This is a genomic window from Ideonella alba (assembly GCF_018069845.1).
GTDB classification, from domain to species: Bacteria; Pseudomonadota; Gammaproteobacteria; order Burkholderiales; family Burkholderiaceae_C; genus Ideonella; species Ideonella alba.
This window is the reverse complement of record NZ_JAGQDD010000003.1, coordinates 282,790-305,765: the sequence shown is the minus strand read 5'-3', so window position 1 is coordinate 305,765 and position 22,976 is coordinate 282,790. Positions and strand designations below refer to the sequence as shown.

Genomic DNA, 22,976 nt, shown 5'->3' with positions numbered 1-22,976 from the left:
ACACCATGAGCATGAGTGATCCCATCGCCGACATGCTGACCCGCATTCGCAATGCCCAGGCGGTCGAGAAGGCGTCGGTGACGATGCCCGCCTCGAAGCTGAAGGTGGCGATTGCCCAGGTCCTGAAGGATGAAGGCTACATCGACGCTTTCGCTGTCAAGAGCGAGAGCGGCAAGAGCGAGCTCGAGATCGGCCTGAAGTACTACGCCGGCCGTCCCGTGATCGAGCGCATCGAGCGCGTGAGCCGCCCCGGCCTGCGCATCTACCGTGGCCGCGATGCCATCCCCCAGGTCATGAACGGCCTGGGCGTGGCGATCGTCACGACCCCCAAGGGCGTGATGACCGATCGCAAGGCGCGCGCTGCCGGCGTCGGCGGCGAAGTGCTGTGCTACGTGGCCTAAGGGAGGAGTCGAGCAATGTCCCGCGTTGGAAAAATGCCGATCACCGTCCCGCAAGGCGTGGACGTCAAGATCGCTGCTGACCAGATCACCATCAAGGGCGCCCAGGGCACCCTGGTGCGCGCCGGCAACGGCCTGGTCACCGTGAAGCAGGAAGGCGCCGTGCTGTCGGTCGCTCCGGCCAACGATTCGGCCGAAGCGAACGCCATGAGCGGCACCATGCGTGCGCTGCTGGCCAACATGGTCAACGGCGTCAGCAAGGGCTTCGAGAAGAAGCTGAACCTGGTCGGCGTGGGCTTCCGTGCCCAGGCCCAGGGCCAGAAGCTGAACCTGCAGATCGGTTTCTCGCATCCGGTTGTCAAGGAAATGCCCGCCGGCATCACCGTGACCACCGCGACGCCCACCGAAATCGTCATCAAGGGTGCTGACCGCCAGGTGGTGGGCCAGCTCGCCGCCGAAGTGCGCGCCATCCGGCCGCCCGAGCCCTACAAGGGCAAGGGCATCCGCTATGCCGACGAGCGCGTGGTCATCAAAGAGACCAAGAAGAAGTAAGGAGCGACACCATGCTGAACAAGAAAGAGCAGCGCCTGCGTCGTTCGCGCCAGACCCGCGAGCGCATCGCCACGCAGGGCGTCGCGCGCCTGACCGTCTTCCGCTCGAATCTGCACATCTACGCCTCGGTCATCTCCGGCTGCGGCAGCAAGGTCCTGGCCTCGGCCTCGACCGCCGAGAAGGACGTGCGCACCGAACTGTCGGGCAAGGGTGGCAACACCGAAGCCGCGGCCCTGGTGGGCAAGCGCATCGCCGAGAAGGCCAAGGCCGCTGGCGTCGACAAGGTGGCTTTCGACCGTGCGGGCTTCGCCTACCACGGCCGTGTCAAGGCCCTGGCCGAAGCCGCTCGCGAAGCCGGCCTGCAGTTCTGATCTGCGCGAAAAGGAAACCTGAAAATGGCAAAGTTCACTCCCCGCGCCCAGACTGAAGGCAATGACGACGGCCTGAAGGAAAAGATGATCGCGGTCAACCGCGTCACCAAGGTCGTCAAGGGTGGTCGCACGCTGAGCTTCGCGGCGCTGACCGTGGTCGGCGACGGCGACGGCCGCGTCGGCATGGGCAAGGGCAAGGCCAAGGAAGTGCCGGTGTCGGTGCAGAAGGCCATGGATTCGGCCCGCCGCAACATGGTCAAGGTGCCGCTGAAGAACGGCACGATCCACCATGTGGTCAAGGGCCACCATGGTGCCGCCCGCGTGCTGATGATGCCCGCGCCGGCCGGTACCGGCATCATCGCCGGCGGCCCGATGCGCGCCGTCTTCGAAGTGCTGGGCATCACCGACATCGTCGCCAAGAGCCACGGCACCTCGAACGCCTACAACATGGTCCGTGCCACGCTCGACGCGCTGAAGAACGTGTCGACCCCGGCCGAGATCGCTGCCAAGCGCGGCAAGTCGGTTGAAGAGATCTTCAACTGATCAGCCCAGCAGGAGCCAACATGACTGACGCCAAGAAGACCCTCACGGTCAAGCTGGTCAAGAGCCCGATCGGCTGCAAGGAATCCCACCGCGCCACCGTGCGTGGCCTGGGCCTGGGCAAGCTCAACAGCCAGCGCACCCTGGAAGACACCCCGGCGGTTCGCGGCATGATCAACAAGATTTCCTACCTGGTCCAGGTGCTGTAAGCACCGCGCCTGATCGACAGGAAAAGCACCATGCAACTCAACACCATCCAGCCGGCCACCGGTTCCAAGCATGCCAAGCGTCGCGTCGGCCGTGGCATCGGCTCGGGCCTGGGCAAGACCGCCGGCCGTGGCCACAAGGGCCAGAAGTCCCGTGCGGGCGGCTACCACAAGGTCGGCTTCGAAGGCGGCCAGATGCCGCTGCAGCGTCGTCTGCCCAAGCGTGGCTTCAAGTCGGCCTCGCTGAAGTACAACGCCGAAGTCACGCTCTCCGAGCTGCAAGCCCTGGGCGCTGCCGAGGTCGACGTGTCGACCCTGAAGGCGGCCGGCCTGGTGCCCCAGCTGGCGAAGAACGTCAAGGTCATCAAGTCGGGCGAGCTGAGCGCCAAGGTGTCCCTCAAGGGCATCGGTGCCACCGCCGGCGCGAAGGCCGCGATCGAAGCCGCCGGCGGCACGCTGGGCTGATCGGCACGCGCTGAAGGACACCCACGCTCGTGGCAACCTCTCCGACTCAGCTGGCCAAGACAGGCAAGTTCGGCGATCTCAATCGCCGGCTGGTCTTCCTCTTGCTGGCGCTGGTGGTGTACCGCATCGGGGCGCATATCCCCGTGCCGGGCATCAACCCGCAGCAGCTGCAGGCCCTCTTCGAGGGTCAGCAGGGCGGCATCCTGAACCTGTTCAACATGTTCTCGGGTGGCGCGATGTCGCGCTTCGCGGTCTTCGCACTGGGGATCACGCCGTACATCTCGGCGTCGATCATCATGCAGCTGATGACCTATGTGGTGCCCAGCCTCGAGGCCCTGAAGAAGGAAGGCGAGTCCGGCCGTCGCAAGATCACCCAGTACACCCGCTACGGCACGCTGGGCCTGGCGATTTTCCAGTCGCTGGGCATCGCCCTGGCGCTGGAAGGCTCGGCCGGTCTGGTGCTGAACCCGGGCTTCGGCTTCCGCATGACCGCAGTGGTCAGCCTGGTGGCCGGCACGATGTTCCTGATGTGGCTGGGTGAGCAGATCACCGAGCGCGGTCTGGGCAACGGCATCTCGATCCTGATCTTCTCGGGCATCGCGGCCGGTCTGCCCAACGCCATCGGCGGCCTGTTCGAGCTGGTGCGCACCGGTGCGATGAGCATCATCGTGGCGCTGTTCGTGATCGCCCTGGTCGGCATCGTCACCTACGTCGTGGTGTTCGTCGAGCGGGGTCAGCGCAAGATCCTGGTCAACTACGCCAAGCGCCAGGTCGGCAACAAGGTGTATGGCGGCCAGTCCTCGCACCTGCCGCTGAAGCTGAACATGTCGGGCGTGATCCCGCCGATCTTCGCCTCGTCGATCATCCTGCTGCCCGCCACGGTGGTCGGCTGGTTCGCCACCGGCGACGACATGCGCTGGCTGAAGGACATCTCGGGCACGCTGCAGCCGGGTCAGCCGATCTACGTGATGCTGTACGCCGCGATGATCGTGTTCTTCTGCTTCTTCTACACGGCGCTGGTGTTCAACAGCCGCGAGACCGCCGACAACCTGAAGAAGAGCGGCGCGTTCATCCCTGGCATCCGGCCGGGCGAGCAGACCGCGCGCCACATCGACAAGATCCTGGCCCGCCTGACGCTGGCCGGTGCCGTGTACATCACGCTGGTCTGCCTGCTGCCGGAATTCCTGCAGCTCAAGTACAGCGTTCCGTTCTACTTCGGTGGCACGAGCCTGCTGATCATCGTGGTCGTCACGATGGACTTCTGGGCCCAGGTGCAGTCGTACGTGATGAGTCATCAGTACGAGTCGCTGCTGAAGAAGGCCAATTTCAAGGCGAGCTGAAGAGCCAGAGGTCCGCAACACAGCCCGTCAACGCATTTCCATGGCGAAAGACGACGTCATCCAGATGCAGGGGGAGATCCTCGAGAACCTGCCCAACGCCACCTTCCGCGTGAAGCTGGACAATGGGCACGTGGTCCTCGGACACATCTCCGGCAAGATGCGCATGCACTACATCCGCATCCTCCCCGGCGACAAGGTGACAGTCGAGCTGACGCCCTACGATTTGAGTCGCGCTCGGATCGTTTTCCGCGCAAAGTAAACGTTCAAGAGCGCTTGAACCCGTCAAGGAGAAGACGATGAAAGTCTCGGCATCGGTCAAGAAGATGTGCCGCAACTGCAAGATCATCCGGCGCAACGGCATCGTGCGCGTGATCTGCACCGACCCGCGTCACAAGCAGCGCCAGGGCTGATCCCCGGCGGCTGAGGAATCCAAGGAAGCACCATGGCACGTATTGCTGGTATCAACATTCCGCCGCAGAAGCACGCGGAAATCGGCCTGACCTACATCTTCGGTATCGGCCGCACGACCGCGCAGAAGATCTGCGAAGCGGTGGGCATCCCCTTCTCCAAGAAGATCAAGGACCTGACCGACGGCGACCTGGAGAAGATCCGGGAAGAGGTGGGCAAGCTGACCATCGAGGGCGACCTGCGTCGCGAGACCTCGATGAACATCAAGCGCCTGATGGACCTGGGCTGCTACCGCGGCTTCCGTCACCGCCGCGGCCTGCCGATGCGCGGCCAGCGCACCCGCACCAATGCCCGTACCCGCAAGGGCCCGCGCAAGGGTGCCGCCGCGCTGAAGAAGTAAGCCCTCCGTAGGAAGACCAAGACATGGCCAAGTCCCCTGCCAACAACGCGGCCCGCCGCGTGAGCAAGAAGATCCGCAAGAACGTCGCGGATGGCATCGCTCACGTGCACGCCTCGTTCAACAACACCATCATCACCATCACCGACCGCCAGGGCGGCGCCCTGTCGTGGGCCTCGTCGGGTGGCCAGGGCTTCAAGGGTTCGCGCAAGTCGACCCCGTTCGCTGCCCAGGTCGCTGCCGAGAACGCCGGCCGTGCCGCGCAGGAACAGGGCATCAAGAACCTGGACGTGCGCATCAAGGGCCCGGGCCCCGGTCGCGAGTCGTCGGTGCGTGCCCTGGCTTCGCTGGGCATCCGCATCAACTCGATCTCCGACGTCACGCCGGTTCCGCACAACGGCTGCCGTCCGCAGAAGCGCCGCCGCATCTAAGGCGCGCTGCAGGCCCCGGTTCGCCGCGGGCCTGCTACAATGAAGAGTTTTCCCGCATGCCGGCGATGGCGTTAGCCATGCGTCGGCCATTTTGACTCCAAGCCCACCGTCTGTCGCCCCGCGGGCCCCGTGCCCCGGCCACAGACTCGCGCATCGTCACGGCTCACCGCCGTGGCTCGGATGCGTCAGACCGACCAACGAAGGACAACACCGTGGCACGTTACCTCGGCCCCAAGGCCAAACTCTCCCGCCGTGAAGGCACCGACCTGTTCCTGAAGAGCGCCCGCCGCGCCATCAGCGACAAGGCCAAGTTCGAATCCAAGCCGGGCCAGCATGGCCGCACCTCCGGCGCCCGCACCTCCGACTTCGGTCTGCAGCTGCGCGAGAAGCAGAAGGTCAAGCGCATGTACGGCGTGCTCGAGCGCCAGTTCCGCCGCTACTTCGCCGAAGCCGATCGCCGCAAGGGCTCGACCGGCGTGAACCTGCTGCAGCTGCTGGAATCGCGTCTGGACAACGTCGTCTACCGCATGGGCTTCGGCTCGACCCGCGCGGAAGCCCGCCAGCTGGTCTCGCACAAGGCCCTGACGGTCAACGGCATCGTCGTCAACATCCCGTCGTACCAGGTCAAGGCCGGTGACGTGATCGCCGTGCGCGAAAAGGCCAAGAAGCAGCTGCGCATCGCCGACTCGCTGAAGCTGGCCGAGTCGATCGGCCTGCCGGCCTGGGTGTCGGTGGACGCCACCAAGCTCGAGGGCACCTTCAAGAAGGCCCCCGACCGCGACGAATTCGGCGCCGAGATCAACGAGTCGCTGATCGTCGAACTGTATTCGCGCTGATGAATACCGGCCGCGGCGCGCCGTCCCGTTGCGGGGCAGCGCGTGGCGGCCACTGCCGCTGCGGTATGCCGGTTCCGCAGCGGTCGACATCGCTTCCGGCGTGGTCCGCCAGCCTTATCGGTGTAACGAGCCGAGGGTATTGAGAGGAACAGGACTTACATGCAAACCAATCTGCTGAAACCCAAAGCCATCGTTGCGGAGCCGCTGGGCGGCCACCGCGCCAAGGTCACGCTCGAGCCCTTCGAGCGCGGCTACGGTCACACGCTGGGCAACGCGCTGCGTCGCGTGCTGCTGTCGTCGATGGTGGGTTACGCACCGACCGAGGTCACCATCGCCGGCGTGCTCCACGAGTACTCCACGATCGACGGTGTCGCCGAGGACGTGGTGCACATCATGCTGAACCTCAAGGGCGTGGTCTTCCGTCTGCTCAACCGCGACGAAGTCACCCTGGTCCTGCGCAAGGAGGGCGAAGGCCCGGTCACCGCCAACGACATCCAGACGCCGCACGACGTCGAGATCGTCAACAAGAACCATGTCATCGCCAACCTGGCCCAGGGTGGCAAGCTCGACATGCAGATCAAGGTCGAGAAGGGCCGCGGCTACGTGCCGGGCAACCTGCGCCGCTTCGGCGACGAGCCGACCAAGTCGATCGGCCGCATCGTGCTAGACGCCTCCTTCTCGCCGGTCAAGCGCGTGAGCTACGCGGTCGAGAACGCCCGCGTCGAGCAGCGCACCGACCTCGACAAGCTGGTCATGGAGATCGAGACCAACGGCGCGATCTCGCCCGAGGAAGCCATCCGCGCCTCGGCCAAGATCCTGGTCGAGCAGCTGGCGGTCTTCGCCCAGCTGGATGCCGGCGCCGAGTTCGGCAGCCCGATCGCCACCGGCGACAAGCCGGCCGGCCCGATCGACCCGATCCTGCTGCGTCCGGTCGACGAGCTCGAGCTGACCGTGCGCTCGGCCAACTGCCTGAAGGCCGAGAACATCTACTACATCGGCGACCTGATCCAGCGCACCGAGACCGAGCTGCTCAAGACCCCGAACCTGGGCCGCAAGTCGCTCAACGAGATCAAGGAAGTGCTCGCCTCGCGCGGCCTGACCCTGGGCTCGCGCCTCGAGCACTGGCCGCCCCAGGGCCTGGACAAGCGCTGATCCATTGAACCCGCCGGCCGCTCCACCCGGGGCGCCGGCACAACACCACCAGCCTTCGGGCTGACGTGCACACCCCGGTACCTTGTCCGGCCGGGGTTCCATAACGAAAGGAAAGCACCATGCGCCACCGTAACGGCCTTCGCAAGCTGAACCGCACCTCCGAGCACCGCGCCGCGATGCTGCGCAACATGTCGGTCTCGCTGCTCACGCACGAAGCCATCAAGACCACCCTGCCCAAGGCCAAGGAACTGCGCCGCGTCGTCGAGCCGCTGATCACCCTGGCCAAGATCGACAGCGTGGCCAACCGCCGCCTGGCCTTCGCCCGCCTGCGCGACCGTGACGTCGTCACCAAGCTGTTCAACGACCTGGGCAAGCGCTACAACGCCCGTCCGGGCGGCTACACCCGCATCCTGAAGATGGGCTTCCGCGTCGGCGACAACGCCCCGATGGCCTTCGTCGAGCTGGTGGATCGCCCCGAGGTGGCCGACGCCCCCGCCGAGGCCGCCGCCGAGTAATCCAAGGCTGCCCCTGCGAACAAGGCCCGCCCCGTGCGGGCCTTTTTTCATGGGCCGGGAACCACCCGCCCCGAGCGCCCCTCAGAATGTGGACCATGCGCCTGTTCCGCCTCTTCACGCTGCTGCTGATCGCCCTGGGCGCATCGCTGTTCGCCCGTGCGGCCGACTTCCTCGAGCCCGACCAGGCTTTCAAGCTTTCGGCCGAGGCCGCCGGGCCCGATGCGGCGCAGCTGCGCTTTGACATCGCCGACGGCTACTACCTCTACCGCGAGCGCTTCAAGTTCGTCGCGGCGGATGGCACCACGCTGGGCGAGCTCGAGCTGCCCAAGGGCAAGGTCAAGTTCGACGAGACCTTCCAGAAGGAGGTCGAGACCTACCGCGGCGCGCTGACGGTGCGCCTGCCGGTGCGCGCGGCCAGCGGTCCCTTCGTGCTGGAGGTCACCTCGCAGGGCTGCGCCGACGCCGGCCTGTGCTACCCGCCCGACACCCGCCGCGTGCAGGTCTCGCTGACCGGGTTCGGTGGCGATGGCAGCGCGCGCCTGCTGACCGACGAGGCCAGCGCCACGCCCGCGGCCAGCCCCGGCGGCCTGCTGGCCGGCGCCGCCACCTCGCCGCCCCAGGCCACAGCACCCGAGGCCCAGGGCGACACCGCGCGCATCGAGCGCGTGCTGCGCGACGGCAACTGGTGGACGACGGTGGGCGCCTTCTTCGTGATGGGCCTGCTGCTGGCCTTCACGCCCTGCGTGCTGCCGATGCTGCCCATCCTGTCGTCGGTGATCGCGGGCCAGGGGCAGGTCTCGCGCGGCCGCAGCTTCGGCCTGGCCGTGGCCTACTCGCTGGGCATGGCGATGGTCTACACCGCGCTGGGCGTGGCCGCCGGCCTGGCCGGCGAGGGCCTGGCCGCGGCGCTGCAAAAACCCTGGGTGCTGGCCAGCTTCGCCGCGCTGCTGGTGGCTTTCTCGCTGGCGATGTTCGACGTCTACGAGCTGCGCCTGCCCAGTGCGCTGCACAACCACCTGCACGGCGTGTCGGCGCAGCTGCCGGGCGGGCGCTTCGTCGGCGTGTTCCTGATGGGCGGCCTGTCGGCGCTGATCGTCAGCCCCTGTGTCAGCGCGCCACTGGCCGGGGCGCTGGTCTTCCTGAGCCAGAGCCGCGACGTGGTGCTGGCCGGCAGCGCGCTGTTTGCGCTGGCCTGCGGCATGAGCGTGCCGCTGCTGGCGCTGGGCGCCTCGGCGGGCGCCTGGCTGCCGCGCTCGGGTGCCTGGATGCACGCGGTCAAGCACTTCTTCGGCCTGCTGCTGCTGGCCACCGCGCTGTACATCGTGCAGCCGGTGCTGCCGGCCTGGGCGGTGCTGGCTGGCTGGGGCGCGCTACTGCTGGTCACCGGCTTCATGCTGCGCCCCTTCGACAACCATCCGCACAGCCACGCGCCGCGCGTGTGGGTGCAGCGTGCGGCCGGCATCGCGGCCTTGACGCTCGGCGTCTCGCAGCTGGTGGGGGCCGCTTCGGGCGGCCGTGATCCGCTGCAGCCACTGGGCCATTTCACGGGTGGTGGCGCTGTCGCGGCCAGCACACTGCCCTGGCAGCCGGTGCGCAGCGTGGCCGAACTCGACGCCGCGCTGGCCAGCGCCGGCCGGCCGGTGATGCTGGACTTCTACGCCGACTGGTGCGTCAGCTGCAAGGAGATGGAGCGCTTCACCTTCACCGATGCCGCGGTGCGCCAGCGCCTGGCCGGCGCGCTGCTGCTGAAGGCCGACGTCACCGCCAACAGCGCCGACGACCGCGCGCTGCTCAAGCGCTTCAACCTGTTCGGCCCGCCCGGCACCATCTTCTTCGACGCCCAGGGGCGCGAGATGAACGGCCTGCGCGTCGTCGGCTTCGAGGACGCGCAGCGCTTCAACGCGACGTTGCAGCGCGCCGGCCTCTGACGATCTGCACACGCTGCTGGACGATGCGCGCGAATCCGTGCTACACTGCTAGCTTCAGTCGCGGGGTGGAGCAGTCTGGTAGCTCGTTGGGCTCATAACCCAAAGGTCGCAGGTTCAAATCCTGCCCCCGCAACCAGGAAATCTGTAGCCAACTCAACGAGTTAGCTGCGCAGCGAAAGCCACCCAACCGGGTGGCTTTTTGCTTTGTGCCCATCCTGTGCCCACGGCGTGCCCGAACTGTGCCCATCGTCTGCTGAGATGCCTACGAGCTGACCGTTGGGCTCTGTGCCCGACATGCGTGTACTCCGGCAGGCGCGCAACGGCGCCAGCCCGAGCGCCATTCCGGCATCGAATGGCTCGTCCTCAAGCACTCTTGCAATGCCGGGGGTCAGCCCGATTCGAACGGTACGGAAACTCCTTTCATCGCCACGCTCACCGCCCCAAGTGAGATGCAGCAACGCCGCATCCTGGATGGACCGCCTGATTGACACGTTGCCGGGTCTCGGTGACGACGCGCTCCGTCTCGGGCTCCACCTTGCGCAGCAGGTCTGTGATTCGGATCGGCACAGGTATGCCCCCGATCAGGGCTTCGCCGACTTCGGCGTGCCGAAGGGCCAGATTCGAGCGGCCACGTCGAACAGCGTTCGCGCCCGTTCGCGGATGCGGGTCTCGTCCCACACCGGCTCTTGAACTGCAAAGGCTGTCCCTTGAAAGTGGGCATTCAGCGCCAGCAGGCTCTTGGTGATCTCGGGCCGCTTCACGCCAAACCCTGAATTGCTCAGCGAGGGATTCAGCTTCGCCGTCAGCAACGTGAGATTGCCGATGTTGTGCAGCAGATGATTGCGCAGCAGCACTGCGTTCTCGTCACCCGGCGACGGCCAATGGGCTTCCCAAGCCACTGGGAGCACATGCTCGACGTGGAGCGCAGCGGACGGCAGCTGCGCCGACTCATGGTGAACGTCGTTCCGACTGCCCAGCTCCAAGGCCTCAAGCAGCATCTTCGTCTTGGCCGTGCGCAGCGCCTTGTAGGTGTTGAGCTCCAGCCACGCCTTCTGGAAGGTTGCATCGTCAGGCCAGTCCTGCGTCTCGCCGCCGGACAGGCCTTGAAGATGCGCTGCAAGCAACGCCGCCGTTGGCGCATCCGCCTCGCTCAGGCGTTTCAAGAGCCCGGGGAAGACTCGGTTGTAGGCCTTGGTTGATCGGCCGCACACGGCACGTCGCACCAGGTAGGACTCGATCACCGTCAGGCACGACAGGAATGCATCGTTATCGCTGCCCAGGCGCTCGGCCAGAAACAGCACCACCGGCGTGACCGTGGTGCTGTCCAGCACCCGCAGGTTGTGGGCGAAGCGGCCCAATCGCGTGGTGCGGTCTGGATTCACCATCGCCCGGAACACAGCAGCCGCCTGCTTCAGGCGCGCCAGTTCTTGGTCAACGTCCTTCTTCCCGGCCAACCACCACTGCTTGAACTCCTCGAAGACGTGATCGAGCTTCACGTCGTTCATCGTGCGCATCGAGACGTAGTGGTACAGCATGGTGTCCAGCCGCGTGTTCGTCAGGCGGCCCTGCCGTTCGTCCACCTTCCAGAACAACTTGCTCTTGCTGATTGCACCCTTTTCGGCGGGCGCTTCGTCGAAGTCGCGCCAATGCTGGTCGTACAAGGCCGCTGCGGACGCGTTCTTGCGCGTGGCCTCCAGGAACACGAAGTTGCGCACCAGGTCGGCCGGCGTCAAGCGTTCGCCGCGGTCGTTCAGCGACTCAAAGATCACCTGCGCATCGTCATCGGCGCCGAGGCGGAGTTCGATCAACTGCACGTACTCCGTCAGCGTCGAAATCAGCAGCTGTATGCGCTCGGGCAGGATGGGCCGCTCGCTCCGCGGCAGCTGGGGGTCCGTCTCATGCCGGATCTCATGGATCCAGTGGGCAGCCAGTGTCCGATCTACGTCGTGGCCCGCTTCCAGCAACACCTCGTAGATCCGCGCTTCCGAGCTTCCGGGTTCGGGTGGCACCACTTCGTCGAAATCCACGCCGCGCAGAAAGAGGCCGATGACACCGTAGAAGTAGAGATAGGCTTCCACCAGCGGAGGCCTGGGGACGCGCTTGCGGCTCTTGCCGCCGCCGATCGTCGCCACCGGATACCGTTCGCAGACCTGCTTGAAAGACCGGCTCTCGACGAGATCAGTCATCTCCTGACGCCCAGCATTGGTGGGCCACACCTTGTAGCGCGCATGAGGTGCGCGGTACGTTCCGGCGTTCGCGGTATAGGTGTCCATGCATTGGCGCAGGAATTCATCGTCGAGGTCGGCCAAGGCGTCTCGAAACGCCAGCGCCAGCACTTGCGTGGTGGTCATGCGTTGCTGGCCGTCGATCACCTCGGCGGTGGTCGGCTCGCCGATCGTGCCGCCCCGATGCTCGGTGACGATGACGGTGCCCAGAAAATGCCGCCGGGGTTGACGCGCCAGGTGCGGGGCACCTTGGGCCTCTGCGGTCTGCCGAATCGTCTCGTAGCGCTCCAGCTCGCGGGCCCGGTCGACAATGTCGGCCCACAGCGGCTGAATTTGACGCTCAACGGTCCAGACGTAGCCCCGTTGAAAGATGGGCACCAGGTACTGCAAGGGCTGGCCGAAGAGCGCCAGCGGTGATGTCTTGTTCGGCTGCAAAGGCCGTTCCTCCCTTCCTAGATATGTCGCGCGGGCCAGTGCACGTCTCCAATTGGCCGCCAGCTCATGGCAACCACCACCCGCACTGCGCGCGGTGAAACGCCAGGTACGGCCGGTGATGCTGGTCTAGCCAACGCAGCTTCAGACCTGGTGCCAGCCCCAGAGCGGCCAGCGCTGGCCCGGTGACCACAGGTGCCAAGTGCAGCACACCGTCGTCATCAAACGTGGCCAGCCCGGTGTCGAACAGGGCGTCCAGGTTGGCGCTGAGCAGAAACCCGTTGTAGACGTCCAGCCTCTCGGCATCGGTGGCGCACAGGGCCCAAGCCTTGGCGTGGCTGGCGCGCAGCGCCTGGGGGAGGGCCACGCCGGTGACGGCGCAGGCGCCGCCCCAGTAGTCGAGCATGGCTTGTCGGAACGCCTGTTGGCCCAAGCGCTGGCGCACCATGCGTTGGACCTCCGTGCTCATCGCTGCAGCGGGCTCCAGTTCGGCAAGAGCCGACTTCACCTGGCCATCGAAGGCGACCATCGCCTGATTGGGCAAGGCCTGGGCCAGTGATGCCGCCCGGCGCAGCCAGCCGGCCAACCCGGCTTGGGACGGAAGCAGGAAGGAGGGGCCAGACATCGCTTCGCCCTCGATGAACTCGGAGAAGCTGCGCGCCAACTCTTCCGGCAGGCCCGCCTGGCTGCGCGTCAATAGAGCGCGAAAGCCGCCGTCCTGGGCTTGCACCGATACCTCTGCCGGATGCCGCGCCGAGCCCAACGCCAACCATCCTTCTGGTGAGTTGGGCAGCACGTGCTCAAAGCCGTTGTCGTGGCCGGCCTTCTCGATGAGCGCGTGCTGCAGCAGGTTCATGGTCGTCTATGCCGTTGCGCTGCCAAGGCGGTTCCACTCCAGCCGTCGGCTGCGCCAGTGCTCGCCGATGGCCTGGGTGAAGTCGGCCCTAACGAGCTTGGCACGTTGCTCGCAACACTGTGTCGACTCACGCCGAATCACGATGCCTTCCAGCGGCCCATCACGAAATCGACTTGGCCACTGCGCGATCCCTCTCTTGAGATCGGCGACGGTGAAGTGCCCACGCTTGAGCTCCGGCGTGGTCGCCAAACCTACCCTTGCCGCCAAAGCATTGCGGCGGATTGCACTCCAGAAGCTCCCCGTCCCGGCGCCAGCATCGACCTCGAAAACATCGAAGAGCAAGAACCAATCAGGCAGGCGAGTGTAGTGCAGCGAATGGCGCGCGGCGCACCATTCACCGAACAACACGAGCTGCTGGGCATGCTCCAGCAGCGCATCAGCGATGGCGGCGCCGTGTGTGGTGAGCCATGCCGGCAGCTTCGTGAATTGGCCGGCGTGCGGAGCGTGGAGGTACTGCCCTCGGTTCTGCATCCGCAGCGCACCATCGGGCCCGAGAGAGAGGCCCAGATTGGCCCCGTCGACCTTCTCTTCCAGCGTCACTTCGCCTTCCAGCAGGGAGGCGGCCTCTTGCGCTGAGAGCACCTTGTCATCCCGCGGCTCACCCGCACCCAACCAGGCCAGGTGCGGCGTGTGAGGAAAGCGAAAGAACTCGTGACTCACGGTGCCGCCACCTTCGCCTGGTACCACGTATCAGGTAGCAGTCGAATGAACTGAAGTCCAATGGCCATCAATCCTTTCTCGGCCACGTACCAATCGGATTCAGCGCCGTAGACGATGGGTGGCGTTGCCCCATGCAGCACGTTGGCAGCCAGCGCACAGGCCACCCACTTCCTGTCCTCCCGGTCGGGCACCAGTCTTTCGTGCTGAGGGGCGAGTACGGCGATGTGTTCACCGTTAGCCTGCACTGCGTCGATAGGTACGAAATCGACTTGGCTCCTGTCGAGCTTGCTTTGCAGAACCTGGAGACCGTACTCCTGCTCCTGCCAGTTGAAGGGCAGGTTCCGCTCGTACTCGTCTTGAATGAGACCCACGTCGTCCAGAACGATCCGCGAGTCGGACTGATCAAACTGCGTCAACCAGTCGAACACGATCTCACGAAGGGGAATTTCCTGCGGCATGGCCCGTGTGGCCACTGCGGAAAGCTCGTGAACGGCGCTGGCCGCCATCATCACGTTGGTGTCAATCAGATGCATGGCCGTCTTGTGCCCTCATCTGCTTGGCGCGCTGAAGTGCCAGCGAGGTCTGTTCGCGTGTCTCGCCCAATGTGTCGCCAAAGAACTTCTCTGGCCAGTTGGCAACTCGGCCGAAGTCATCCAGCTTCAGCTCGCGCAACTTCGCCGCCTGCCCATCACGTTCGACGAAGTACAACGCCGCCTGCTGAGGCTGCACCTGCTGCTTGGCCATCAAGGTCTGGAGCCTGCGGAACAGATGTTCCGAATGCGTCTCCACGATGAACTGCACATTGCGCTCCGCACTCACCGAGGCCAGCAGTTCGGCCAACTTGGCCTGCGCCAGCGGGTGCAGATGGCTTTCGGGTTCTTCAACGATGACGATGTGGCCGGGCTGGGCAAACAGAGCGGCCACCACCACCGGCAGAACCTGGGACACACCCACGCCCACGTCCTTTAGATTGACCACCGCGCCGCGGTGGCGCACCAGCAACTCGTAGCGCGCTGAGCGCCCCAGGGCGCGGACTTGCAGGCCATCGGCCACGTCCAGTTCGCGCAGCCAGCGCTCGGTCTCGCGGAAGATGCGACCACCATCGCTGGACTGATCCGTACCGCGCCCGGCCTGCTGAGCCACGCCGCTGGCAATCAGCACGTCTACCGCGCGGCCGCCGTCGTCGCCGATGTGCGCGGGCATGCGGCCGCCCCATACATAGTCGCGACGTGCCAGCTGGCGGACTGGCCCAAGGTAGATGATGCGGCTCAATTCGTCCAGCAGCGCCGGTCCCACAGGCCGTATGCCGTCGGCCAATGGACCCAGCCTGTTCAGCATGGCCGCGGAGAAGGCAAACGAGCGTTCGGGCCGGTAGTCAGCGCTCTGCCGCACCGGAAGCACTTGGTTCGTGAGCAAGAGCCGGTAGATGCCGGGCTTGGTGCGAAGTGCCGTGAATCCCTCGCCGTCCTTCCCCAGGCGCAGGTAGCGCAGTTCAGCGCTGCCAGCCGGACCGGACGCATAGCGTGCCGAGAACAGAGTCGAGTCTTGCGCTGGGGCACCGTGCGCTGCCCAGCGAAACTCGATGCCCACTTGGGTGGCAGGCGTGCTCTCGGTGGCGGTGCCATGCCGACAGAGCAGATCGTGAAACTGCCCCATCGTGACGGTGTCGTCGGCGTCTGGGTTGCCCAGATTCAGATCCAGACCGGTGTCGTCGCCCTTCACCGTTTGCCGGATCAGCAGCAGGCTTTGGATGAGGCTGGACTTGCCGGAAGAGTTCGTGCCCAACAGCAGGGTCAGCGGTGCCAGCCGAACCGGTCCGGTGGTGCGCCAGATCTTGAAGTTCTCGAGCTTGAGGTGGGTGAGCATCAGTGCAGCTCCCCGCTATGCAGGCGATCCCAAGCGTCCATCACAAGGTCGCGAGTTCGATACTCGTTGTTGAACTCCCGCTTGTCGTTTGCCTTCAGGACGCGGAAGGTCTCGGTGGGGTAGTCAGAGCCTTCAACTTCTTCAGGGTCGAGGATGTAGAGAAGCTCGCCGCGGGAAAGGCCATAAAGGCGGGCGAAGTAGGCGTCGAGCTCTGCGCGCCACTCGGCTCGGCTCTCAGGGTCAAAGGTGAACGGCGGGCCTTCATGACCGAGCGCCGCACCCCAGGCGGCCATCTCGTAGGTGGTGCAGGTCAGCTTCAGAACCCGTTCCCTGATGAACTCCAAGTCGGCGCTGCTGTAGCGATCTGGCGGCAAAAATGGAAACTGCTTGATGAGGAAGTAGGACATGGACGTGCCGCCCACCTTCTGGCGAGCGACATAGTCCAGGACCAACGCGCAAGCGTTGGCCAAGAAGGCTGCGCTATGCGCCGGCGTTGGAGCCTGGTGGGTGAACCACAACGGTGTCTTGTGGTTGACGCCGGCCAAGGGCATGACCGAGGCGATCAAAGTCCGCTCGTCCGTGGCCCGACAGACATCCCGCCATCCCATCAGCCACTTCGGGCAAGACTCTTCCAGCCAGCGCTCGGCCAACGCCAGCACTTGCGACCGCTCGGTCATGCCGGGCTCTGGCGCATGCAGGCCATCCCGATGCTTGGATGTGAACTCCAGCACCCGCTCCCAGGCCTCAGGGTCCACGGCATACCAGGCTGTGCTGCTGCGCTCGTTGGACATGAAGACTTCAAAGCTGCCTTCGGCGGGCAGGTAGTTGTCGTTCAGTGGCTTGATGCTGGGCGGGTTGTTGCCGCACAGACCCAACGAGGTTGGGGCCACCTTGGCAGCATATGGATGGCGCTGCACGAACAGCTGCCACGCGGGATAGACCGGTACCTCGGGGTTGTCCTTCATCCACCAGCCGAAGAGCAGCTGCGTCACGCACAAGGTGATCGCGGAGGCATCGCGCATCTCCAGCGCCTTGCGCAGGCCTTCAGGCAGCGTGGACACCTTCAGCCACACCTCGCGCTGCGGCACCCAGTAGCGCGGTGTGATAGCGACGGCCGGATCACGCTTCTCTTCGGGTGTGAAGGGGCGGGTCTCTCCGTCCGGCGTGTAGGTGGCCCAGCGGTGATCGAAGTGATGGATGAGCTTGGCTTCGTACAGGGGCAGTCGATCCTCGCCCGGTGAGTCGAGAAACAGGTGGCTGTCGTTGGCCATGTCCAACATGCGCTGGAAATCAATGCCCCACGGGTTGCCTTCGCCGCTGGCACCGTCGCGGATGAGCACCGGCGCCGCGCGATACAGCTTCTTCGTCAGCTCGGCGTCGCGGTTGCTGCGGAAGATGGGGCAGGTCAGCGTATTGGGGTTGAGGAGTTTGAACTCGTCGGGCGTGAGGGTGAACTTGCGGCGCGTGTCTCGCAAATCACTCAGGTCTTTCGCGTGGAAGATGAACTCTGCCTTCTCGGATCGTCCCAATGTCAGCAGGCAAAAGGAGTCGCGGCTGTCTGTTCCCGGAAACAGCCGGCGAATCTCCCAAAAGCCGTAGAGACTGGCCAGTCGAGCGGATTGGGCCAGCTCTCCGAAGTAGGCCTTGGTGGTGTCATCGGTCGCAATACCCGTGGGCACGATGAAGCCGGCGCGCCCGCTGTTGGAGTGGATCTGCAGGATGGTTTCCGCGAACAGCGCATAGGTATTGACGTCGCCCACGCCGGTCAGCGGATAGCGGCCGCCGTCGTCACCGTCCACATGCGCGAACACGCTGGAGGCTTCTGCCGTGCGCCTCGCGGTGATGAACTCCTGGTACAGCTCCACTTCCTTGGCGCGGACGCCGTCGGAGGCGTGTACTGCATCGGTCGGGTACAGGTGCTGGTTGAGCATGCCTTCGCTCAGCCACTGGATGCGCTGCGCGCGCTCAGCCTTGTTCTTGGCCTCGGCGATGGCCGTATGGCGCGTGGCGAAGAACTCTTCCTCCTGCAGCTTGATGCGCTCCCACGGCGGATTGCCCAGCACGCAGTCGAAGCCGCCTTGTGCAAACACCTGCGGAAAGGCCAGCGGCCAATGGAAGACGCGTGCGGCTTTGCAAGCCTCGCGGGCGGCCGCACAGGCGGCCGCATGGTCGCCGTCGCTCCCGTGCACGCCGTGGCTGCCGGTGAGCACGGCATGCAGCGTCTCGTTCGTAGGCACCGCGTCCAACGTCTCTGGCGTCTTGGGCAGCAGGTAGGCGCCCACGGCCAGGTCGGCGGCCAGGGCCAAGGGGCTGTTCGCGGTGTCGTCCAGCAGCCGACGGTAGGCCACCTCTTTGGCCGCCACCTCCGCGGTGGTTTCGGCCGGCATGGCTTCGATGGCACGCAAGGTATCCAGAGCGGCCGGTTGCGGGTTGAAGCCCAAGGTCTGCTGCAGACCCTTCAGGTCCATGATAAGTTGCTTCAGGCCCGCGCTGTTGCGCTTGGCCAGGTCGCGGCAAGCGGCCTTGTCGTCGCCGGACAAGGCCTTGAACGCGTCCTTGGCGATGCCCTTTTCCAAGGCGTGCAGGTCGGTCAAGCCCAGCAGCGCGTCGCCGCATTGCAGGTGGTGGTCCAGAAAGCCCAGCGGGCGGCCTTCCTCGAAGCCTTCGATCCACAGCGCAGTGCGGGCCAGTTCAATGGCCATGGGGTTGCGGTCCACGCCGAAGATGCAGCGCGCCACCACTTCGCGCAAGGCGTGGCGGTAGGCCTGCGGGCTGACGGCGCCATCCACGGACCGCAGGCCGGCGAGCCGCTCGGCCAGGCGGCGCGCCGCGCCCAGCAGAAAGTGCCCGCTGCCGCAGGCCGGGTCCACCACGCGCAGAGACAGCAAGGCCTCCACCGGCTGGGCGGGGTTCTTGGCCACGCGGTCTTCGATGACGGGGTCGAGCGCGCTGCGGATCAGCTCCTGTACCAGGCTGTCGGGCGTGTAGTAGCTGCCGCTGGTCTTGCGGTCGCTGCCGCCCGCGGCTTGGGGCAACTCGAAGCGGCGCGCCATGACGTCGATCCGCGGATGCAGCTCCAGCAGGCCTTCATAGACGCTGCCGAGCTCCTCGGTGTCCATGTTGCGGTAGTCGATGGGTGCCAGCGACCCACCCGCCGGTGCCGCCCAGCGCAGGCTCTTCATGGCAGCCAGAAGGTCGGCATTGCTCAGTGCCGAAGCGTCCAGGGCCTCGCACTGGCCCGCTGCGAACAGGCCGCCCAGCGCTGGCAAGCCCAGGCGCGGCTGGCCTTGGTCCAGGCCGCGGAAGACGATGCGAACGGCCTGCCACAGATCGTCGTGGCGGTTGTGAGCCCGGCGGCGCAGGGCCAGGGTGCGCAGGCGGGCCATGGCGTAGCCATCTGCGTAGAGCTGGGCCGCGGCGTGGCGCGCCTGGGCGGTGGCCTCGTCGTCACCGGGTTGCGCCGCATTGGGCAGCAGGCCCCGCTCTTCTGTGGTGAACAGAAAGATGAAGCGATAGACCAGGCGCAGCAACTGGGCGAAGAACTGCTCGGGCCGCAAGACGCCGCTTTGCAGTTGCTGGCGCAGGGCGTCGTTGCCCGGATGGTGAACGAAGCCCTGGCCCAGGCTGACGAGGGCGTTGGTCACGCCCTGGCGCAGGCCCTTGCGCACGCGGATGCCTTCGTCCTGCCCGGCTTGCTGCCAGGTGGCCCAGACCACCGGTGGCGAGGCCTGGGTGGTGGCATCGTTCGGCACATCCAGCAGGCCGGCCCGGCTGGCATGCAGCACGCGCCACGCGTTGCCGAACTCCACGAAGCGCTGGCCCGCCAGCAGGTCTTGCAGGTCCATTTCCAGGTAGCTGGGCCGGGTGAGCGTGGCGGCATCACGCAGCAAGCGCAGCGTGCGGCCGTTGCTCACCAGCGCCCATTCGTGCTCAGCGCTGGCATTCAGCAGTTCCTGCGCCAGTTGGAAGGCTGACTTGCGGCGGGCGCCAGCGCCTTGCACCGCGTAGCGTGCATCGGGTGTGTCCAGCGCCAGCGTGTGCGGGGCGATGACGATCGCCAGCGGCTTGGCGCCCGCTGCCTTGGCTGCCGGGGTGGGATGGGCGAGGTGGGTGATGGGGTAGAGCCGATCACCCACCGGCACGCCGCTGCACGCGGCGATGGCCGGGTAGGCAAAGACGTCGCGCAGCAGTTCGGTGACGAACTGGGTGCTTGCGCGTTCGGCGGTGATGTCGGTGCGATCCAGCGCGCCAGCAAAGCTGCGCCACTGCGCGCAGGCGATCTGGAAGGCCCGGCTGGCTTCGTCACGCAGCTTCAAGCCCTTGGGCAATGCGTAGTCAGCCTCGGTCTGCAGCAGGCCCTGGCCCAGCGCCGCCTTCTCCAGTATGTCGGGCAGGAAGAGGCCGCCTTCCAGGCGCAGGGAGGGCAGGTTCAAAGGGGTGGCGCGAGGGATCGTCATGGTCTTCTGGATGTCTGCCTGGGTCATACCGCGTCAGGCAGCAGCACGTACACGCCCACAACGTCCACGGGCAGGCAAGCCTGAACCTGGTGCTGGCCGGCGCCTGCGCCGATGCGGCGGCCGGTGGCTTGGCGCACACGTTCATGGTCGTGGCGAAGCGCTGTGGCGCGCTGTTCGGCCAGTGCATCCAGGCGTGGGCGTTCGGCTTGCAAGGCTTCCAGGGCCCTGGCAACTTCTCGTTGCGCGGCCTCGCGCGGCAGGTTGCCCGCGGGCACACTTTCCAGCAGGCGAGCGGCATCGGGACCGGTGAGCCACTCAGGCGCCTGCCGGCCACGGATGGCCAGGGCCAGGCACTCCTCGGCCAGCATCTGGAAGCTGGCCTTCTGCTGCTGGTAAGACAGCTGGTGCCGCAATCGCAGCAGCACGACGGTGGTGATGCGGTCGACGTCGGCGGTGACGGTTGCAGCGCAGCGCGCAGCCAGCGTGCTCTCGCCCTGCAACGCGGTTTCAATCAGGTACTCGGCCAGCAGGCTCACGACGGGATGGCTGCGGTGCAGGTCGTCGAGATCCAGCACCAGTGGCTTGGCGTTGCCTTCCGGCACCAGGCCTTCATCGGCCAGGCGCAAGCGCAGCGGCTGAGGGAGGTGCTGGGTGTGCAGCCGGTACTGGCTGTGGTGCCGTTCCAGCGGTGCGTTCAAGCGGGCGCAGGCACTGGTGAGGAAGCGCTGGACATCGGCCTGCGAGCCGAGGGCCTCTTGCTGCTTGTGCCACTCGGGCAAGACTTCGGCGGGGTGCACCCCCAGTTGACGAAAGACGGTGCGGTTGCCGCGTGCTTTCTCCAGTGCGTCCTCCCACTGCACTTGCAGCGGGGCCAGTAACTGCTCCGGCTCGTCGAAGTCGAAGCCCAACTGCGGGCCGTTGCCGGTGGGCCGCTTCATCAGTGCCGCCTTCACCATGGCCTGGTTGATGCGCTGGCGGTCTTCGGGCATGGGGACCAACACGCCCAGCTCCTTCTGGATGGCATCGCCCTTGCGCAGGATCACCTTCAGCACGAAGCCGTCGACTGGGTTGTTCTGGCCGTAGAGCATGGTGCAACGCACCTCGGGAGCGCGCTGGCCGTAGCGGTCAACCCGCCCTTCGCGCTGCTCGTGCCGGGTCGGGTTCCAAGCCATGTCGTAGTGGACGACGGCGGTGAACAGGTGCTGCAGGTTGATGCCTTCGGACAGGCAATCGGTGGCGACCAGCACACGGCCGCCGGCCGCATCGGCCTCGCCCATGTGTTCGACACGCTCACGGCGCTCTTCCGGCGCGAGTTCGCCGGTGACCGCATCGATGACGGCGCCGGGAAAGTGCTTCTTGAGTTCACCGGCCACATAGTTGGCCGTGGCGACATAGCGGCAGAAGACAACCGGCGCGTAGCCGTCGCTCAGCAACTGGCCGACGTGGGTGACCAGCACGGCGAGCTTGGGATCACCGGCGGCGCCGCTGAGCTTCTCGGCCTTGGCGATCAGCGCTTGAAGGCGCTGGGTGCCGGACTGGCCTTGCAACTGGGCGGGGGGTTCGAGGTCCAGGCTGGTCAGGTCTTCGGCGGTACCGTCATGGAGGTCGGTGAACCCGTCGTCATCGGCGTCCTCGTCGCCAGCAGCCAGTCGCCCTTCCAGCCTGGTTGTCAGCGCCTTGGCCGCCGCAGCGGGTGACGAAGCGACGCAGCGCAGCAGGGCCAGCGTGGCGTACCAGATCAGACGTGCGCCACCGGTGCTGCCGGACTGTTCGGTCGCTTCAGCCAGTTCACGGCAATAGGCCTGCACATCGTCAAAGAAGCTCCCCCACGCGCCACTCAGCTGGTAAGTGAGCTCCGCCTTCATGCGGCGGGGGAATCCATGCCCGTCCTGGGTGGCCGCCTGCCATTCGGCGATGTCCTTGCGGCGGCGTTGCACGAAGTGGCGTGCCAACTGCAGGCGCAGCGGGTCGTCCTTCGACACCCGGCGCTGGAGCTCGACGAAGGCCGGGTTCAGCAGCGAGAGCAGGTTGAAGAAAGCAACTTCGTCGCCGGAATGGGGCGTGGCGGTGAGCAGAAGAAGGTGCCGCGCCTCGTCGGCAGCCAGACGCTGCAGCAGCTCGAAGCGCAGCTGCTTGCCCGCGCCGCTGGCTGAGCAGGTGTGGGCTTCGTCCACCACGATGCACTCGGGCGCGATGGAGAGGAAGTGCTCGCGGTGCCGTTCGCTCTTGATGTAGTCCAAGCTAACGACCACCACAGGGTGGTGATCGAACAAGCCCACGCCATGGGGCAGTTGCCGCTCCAGGCGGCTGGCACTGGCTGCGGTGAGCGCCACAGCGGGCAAGTTGAATCGCTGCTGAAGTTCGCCCTGCCACTGCTCCACCAGGTGGGGCGGGCAGAGCACGGCCACACGCTGAATCTCGCCACGATCCATCAGCTCTCGCACCACCAGCGCGGCCTCGATGGTCTTGCCGATGCCGACGTCATCGCCAATCAGCAGCCGCACCGTGGGCAGCCGCAGCGCCATGAGGAGGGGGACGAGCTGATAGGCTCGTGGCTCTACAGCGATGTTGCCGAAGCTGCGGAATGGGCCGGCGCCGGCGCGGAGCTTCAAACGCAGGGCATCGCGCAGCAGCAGGGCCGCAGCGTGGTTGCCGGCCTGAGCGGGGTCGGGCGGTGCAAAGCTGGCGTGCTCAACAGGGTTGAACTCGAGCTCGGGCAGCAGGGTGATGACATCGGCATCGGCGCCGCCCAGCGGACGCAGACGCAGCGCACCATCCGTGGTGTGGCCGTCGGACTGCACCACCCATTCGCGGCCGCGGGCGCGGACCAGGTTGCCAGGTAGGAATTCAGCGGCAGTTGTCGTCATCAAGCGGAGAGCAA

The 22,976-nt window shown here is 66.0% G+C and carries 22 protein-coding genes and 1 tRNA gene; 16 read left to right on the top strand and 7 right to left on the bottom strand.

Features of this window, described 5'->3' with window-relative positions; all coding sequences use genetic code 11:
• Positions 1-5: 5 nt before the first annotated feature.
• From rpsH to KAK03_RS07120, 16 genes are all read left to right on the top strand, one after another.
• Positions 6-401 carry a 30S ribosomal protein S8 gene (gene rpsH, locus KAK03_RS07195; protein WP_210852837.1) on the top strand — a complete coding sequence of 132 codons (396 nt, stop codon included), beginning with the start codon at positions 6-8 and terminating at the stop codon, positions 399-401.
• Between the two features lie 15 nt (positions 402-416).
• On the top strand, positions 417-950 hold the full coding sequence (gene rplF / locus KAK03_RS07190; protein WP_210852835.1) for a 50S ribosomal protein L6: 534 nt from the start codon (positions 417-419) through the stop codon (positions 948-950).
• A gap of 11 nt (positions 951-961) precedes the next feature.
• The gene (gene rplR, locus KAK03_RS07185; protein ID WP_210852833.1) at positions 962-1,321 is read left to right on the top strand and encodes a 50S ribosomal protein L18; all 360 of its coding nucleotides are present in this window, start codon (positions 962-964) and stop codon (positions 1,319-1,321) included.
• A 24-nt stretch (positions 1,322-1,345) separates the two neighbouring features.
• On the top strand, positions 1,346-1,864 hold the full coding sequence (gene rpsE, locus KAK03_RS07180; RefSeq protein WP_210852831.1) for a 30S ribosomal protein S5: 519 nt from the start codon (positions 1,346-1,348) through the stop codon (positions 1,862-1,864).
• Between the two features lie 20 nt (positions 1,865-1,884).
• Positions 1,885-2,070: a 50S ribosomal protein L30 gene (gene rpmD / locus KAK03_RS07175; RefSeq protein WP_210801678.1), complete on the top strand. Its 186-nt coding sequence runs from the start codon at positions 1,885-1,887 to the stop codon at positions 2,068-2,070.
• Positions 2,071-2,100: 30 nt separating this feature from the next.
• On the top strand, positions 2,101-2,532 hold the full coding sequence (gene rplO, locus KAK03_RS07170) for a 50S ribosomal protein L15 (protein ID WP_210852829.1): 432 nt from the start codon (positions 2,101-2,103) through the stop codon (positions 2,530-2,532).
• A gap of 29 nt (positions 2,533-2,561) precedes the next feature.
• Positions 2,562-3,872: a preprotein translocase subunit SecY gene (gene secY / locus KAK03_RS07165; protein WP_210852828.1), complete on the top strand. Its 1,311-nt coding sequence runs from the start codon at positions 2,562-2,564 to the stop codon at positions 3,870-3,872.
• A gap of 40 nt (positions 3,873-3,912) precedes the next feature.
• Positions 3,913-4,131, top strand: a complete 219-nt coding sequence (gene infA / locus KAK03_RS07160; protein WP_210801675.1) for a translation initiation factor IF-1 — start codon at positions 3,913-3,915, stop codon at positions 4,129-4,131.
• 37 nt (positions 4,132-4,168) lie between these two features.
• The gene (rpmJ, locus tag KAK03_RS07155) at positions 4,169-4,282 is read left to right on the top strand and encodes a 50S ribosomal protein L36 (RefSeq protein ID WP_210852826.1); all 114 of its coding nucleotides are present in this window, start codon (positions 4,169-4,171) and stop codon (positions 4,280-4,282) included.
• Positions 4,283-4,314: 32 nt separating this feature from the next.
• The gene (gene rpsM / locus KAK03_RS07150; RefSeq protein ID WP_210801673.1) at positions 4,315-4,680 is read left to right on the top strand and encodes a 30S ribosomal protein S13; all 366 of its coding nucleotides are present in this window, start codon (positions 4,315-4,317) and stop codon (positions 4,678-4,680) included.
• Between the two features lie 23 nt (positions 4,681-4,703).
• Complete coding sequence (rpsK, locus tag KAK03_RS07145; RefSeq protein WP_210852824.1) at positions 4,704-5,108, top strand: 30S ribosomal protein S11; 405 nt, start codon at positions 4,704-4,706, stop codon at positions 5,106-5,108.
• 212 nt (positions 5,109-5,320) lie between these two features.
• The gene (gene rpsD / locus KAK03_RS07140; protein WP_210801671.1) at positions 5,321-5,944 is read left to right on the top strand and encodes a 30S ribosomal protein S4; all 624 of its coding nucleotides are present in this window, start codon (positions 5,321-5,323) and stop codon (positions 5,942-5,944) included.
• 159 nt (positions 5,945-6,103) lie between these two features.
• Positions 6,104-7,096, top strand: a complete 993-nt coding sequence (locus tag KAK03_RS07135) for a DNA-directed RNA polymerase subunit alpha (protein ID WP_210852822.1) — start codon at positions 6,104-6,106, stop codon at positions 7,094-7,096.
• A 119-nt stretch (positions 7,097-7,215) separates the two neighbouring features.
• Entirely contained in the window at positions 7,216-7,611 is a 396-nt protein-coding gene (gene rplQ / locus KAK03_RS07130) for a 50S ribosomal protein L17 (protein WP_210801669.1), read from the top strand.
• 95 nt (positions 7,612-7,706) lie between these two features.
• The gene (dsbD, locus tag KAK03_RS07125) at positions 7,707-9,539 is read left to right on the top strand and encodes a protein-disulfide reductase DsbD (RefSeq protein ID WP_247660976.1); all 1,833 of its coding nucleotides are present in this window, start codon (positions 7,707-7,709) and stop codon (positions 9,537-9,539) included.
• Between the two features lie 59 nt (positions 9,540-9,598).
• Positions 9,599-9,675 (top strand) — tRNA-Met (locus tag KAK03_RS07120).
• A 445-nt stretch (positions 9,676-10,120) separates the two neighbouring features.
• Here the strand turns inward: KAK03_RS07120 and KAK03_RS07115 are convergent.
• From KAK03_RS07115 to KAK03_RS07085, 7 genes are all read right to left on the bottom strand, one after another.
• Positions 10,121-12,199, bottom strand: a complete 2,079-nt coding sequence (locus KAK03_RS07115) for a DUF262 domain-containing protein (protein ID WP_210852818.1) — start codon at positions 12,197-12,199, stop codon at positions 10,121-10,123.
• A gap of 64 nt (positions 12,200-12,263) precedes the next feature.
• Entirely contained in the window at positions 12,264-13,052 is a 789-nt protein-coding gene (locus tag KAK03_RS07110; RefSeq protein ID WP_210852816.1) for an HNH endonuclease, read from the bottom strand.
• 6 nt (positions 13,053-13,058) lie between these two features.
• A complete protein-coding gene (locus KAK03_RS07105; protein WP_210852814.1) occupies positions 13,059-13,772 on the bottom strand; it encodes an RNA ligase family protein in 714 nt (237 codons plus the stop codon).
• The gene (locus KAK03_RS07100; RefSeq protein WP_210852812.1) at positions 13,769-14,305 is read right to left on the bottom strand and encodes a hypothetical protein; all 537 of its coding nucleotides are present in this window, start codon (positions 14,303-14,305) and stop codon (positions 13,769-13,771) included. The genes KAK03_RS07105 and KAK03_RS07100 overlap by 4 nt, the downstream gene beginning before the upstream one ends.
• The gene (locus KAK03_RS07095) at positions 14,292-15,638 is read right to left on the bottom strand and encodes a DUF3696 domain-containing protein (protein ID WP_210852810.1); all 1,347 of its coding nucleotides are present in this window, start codon (positions 15,636-15,638) and stop codon (positions 14,292-14,294) included. Before KAK03_RS07095 ends, KAK03_RS07100 begins: the two co-directional genes overlap by 14 nt.
• Positions 15,638-20,122, bottom strand: a complete 4,485-nt coding sequence (locus tag KAK03_RS07090; protein ID WP_247660975.1) for an Eco57I restriction-modification methylase domain-containing protein — start codon at positions 20,120-20,122, stop codon at positions 15,638-15,640. The genes KAK03_RS07095 and KAK03_RS07090 overlap by 1 nt, the downstream gene beginning before the upstream one ends.
• Entirely contained in the window at positions 20,119-22,962 is a 2,844-nt protein-coding gene (locus KAK03_RS07085; protein ID WP_210852808.1) for a DUF8741 domain-containing protein, read from the bottom strand. The genes KAK03_RS07090 and KAK03_RS07085 overlap by 4 nt, the downstream gene beginning before the upstream one ends.
• Between the last annotated feature and the right edge of the window lie 14 nt (positions 22,963-22,976).